The organism is Streptomyces sp. adm13(2018) (assembly GCF_008042145.1).
Taxonomy (GTDB): domain Bacteria; phylum Actinomycetota; class Actinomycetes; order Streptomycetales; family Streptomycetaceae; genus Streptomyces.
In genome coordinates this window covers 11484-13523 of sequence record NZ_RDBH01000139.1, presented here as the reverse complement: position 1 = coordinate 13523, position 2040 = coordinate 11484, and the positions used below count along the sequence as shown (strand labels likewise).

The 2040-nt window shown below is 69.3% G+C and carries 2 protein-coding genes and 1 tRNA gene; 1 reads left to right on the top strand and 2 read right to left on the bottom strand.

What is annotated here, in order from left to right; genetic code table 11:
• Positions 1-574 precede the first annotated feature (574 nt).
• Positions 575-1531 carry a glycoside hydrolase family 16 protein gene (locus EAO70_RS27240; RefSeq protein WP_148005550.1) on the top strand — a complete coding sequence of 319 codons (957 nt, stop codon included), beginning with the start codon at positions 575-577 and terminating at the stop codon, positions 1529-1531.
• Between the two features lie 144 nt (positions 1532-1675).
• Here EAO70_RS27240 and EAO70_RS27235 read toward each other — a convergent pair.
• Positions 1676-1749: transfer RNA gene (locus tag EAO70_RS27235), tRNA-Pro, on the bottom strand.
• 53 nt (positions 1750-1802) lie between these two features.
• Positions 1803-2040 (bottom strand): DUF309 domain-containing protein (locus EAO70_RS39595; protein ID WP_261993079.1); only part of this gene is annotated, 238 nt, incomplete at its 5' end.

The following is a 2040-nucleotide window of genomic DNA, read 5'->3' as shown; positions in this document are numbered from 1 at the left end:
CGCGGCGAGCACGCACAGGACAGCGGGCAGCGCGAGCGCGGTCCACGCTCGGCGACGAGAGGTGCGGCGAGGCAGGCTCACACGGGCTCCTTGGGGCGTAGAGGCGGTGACCGGACACGCCCGGCACCTGCGGATCGCATGCGGATCGATCGCCGATCGCAGGAATCGAGCGGTCATCCTAGCGAAGGAATCAAGCCATCCCCTTCGGCGCTCACGTCCCGGTCATCCGCAGGTCGGGAAACGCCCGAAGGGTGTGGCGACTTGGCGCATGATCTGTGGCCTTTTTGTGCAGAGTGGGAGACCGCTGAAGCGTAGAGCGGACCGTATCGCACGACCCGAATCAGTTGGTGTGTGATGTGCACATTTGACATGATCCGATCGAATCTCGTGACCGGATCGGTATGTCAACGGGCGTTTCCCGACCTGCGGATGACCGGGACGTGAGCGCCGAAGGGGATGGCTTGATTCCTTCGCTAGGATGACCGCTCGATTCCTGCGATCGGCGATCGATCCGCATGCGATCCGCAGGTGCCGGGCGTGTCCGGTCACCGCCTCTACGCCCCAAGGAGCCCGTGTGAGCCTGCCTCGCCGCACCTCTCGTCGCCGAGCGTGGACCGCGCTCGCGCTGCCCGCTGTCCTGTGCGTGCTCGCCGCGTGCTCCGCCGACCCGGCGACCGGCGGAAGCGCCGACGCCGCCGGGGGCGCGCCCACGCGGGAGGCGACGCCGACGCCGACCGGACCGCCGGGGACCCTGTTCGACGACTTCGACTACACGGGCGCCGACGACCCCTCACTCGCCGCGAACGGCTGGGAGATCCGTACCGGCGGGGGCGGCCCGGGGGTCAGGGACACCTGGAGCGCGGACGGCGCCGCCTTCCCCTCCGACGCGGCGGCCCAGGGGGGCAAGGTCCTCCGGCTGCGCTCCTCCACGGACGGCACCGCGCAGGGCACGACGCAGACCGAGGTGCAGACGACGGGCCGGAAGTTCCTCAACGGGACCTACGCGGCCCGGATCCACCTCAGCGACCGGCCCACGAGCGGACGCAACGGCGACCACGTCGTCCAGACCTTCTTCCCGATCTCGTCCTCGGACTCCTCGGAGAACTACAGCGAACTCGACTTCGAGTACCTGCCGAACGGCGGCTGGGGTTCGGTGGGTCCGCGGCTGGACAACGTCAGCTGGTACAAGGCCGACCCGCCGGACCGGGTCCACAAGACCCAGAAGCGGCGCCTCGGGGGATGGCACACCATGGTGATCACCGCGACGGACGCGAAGGTCGTCTACTCCCTCGACGGGGAGGAGCTGTTCACCAGCTCCGGCAAGTACGTCGCGCGCGACCGGATGGACATCCACTTCAGCAACTGGCTCATCGACCTCCCCTTCACGGGCGATCAGCGCACCTGGGACATGAAGGTCGACTGGGTCTACCACAAGGCCGACGAGGCGGTCACACCGGCGGACGTCCAGCAGACGGTGGACGGCTTCCACGCCGAGGGCACCACCCACGTGGACACGATCCCGAAGCCGTGACACCACCCCACGGCCGCGCCTCCGCAAGCGGGGGCGCGGCCGTGGGGGCTTGTTCGTTCGGCCGGGGCCGGCCGTGTTCCCTGAAACGATCGAGGGGCCGTTTCAGATTGCTCTGAAACGGCCCCTCGATGCGACTCCTCAGAGTCGGGACGACAGGATTTGAACCTGCGACCCCTTGACCCCCAGTCAAGTGCGCTACCAAGCTGCGCCACGTCCCGATGCGCGTCTCCGTGGGGTTGCCCCCGTGGCGTCGTGCAGGGAAAACACTACCTCACTCCGCCGGGTGGGTTGACGCACGGGCTGTCACCGCGCCGCGTGTGGCCAGGGATGTTGCGCGGGGCGGGCGACAATGGACGGGTGAAGCGGACAGCCGGTGGGCGGCGTGCGTGAGCCCCACGGCGAGCTGGGCGAGCCCCTGCCACAGGTCGCGCTCCGACGCGGGCCCGGACTTCCAGGCGTCCTCGAAGACCTCGTGCGCGTGGAACGGCATCCCGGCGTCCAGCAGCCGC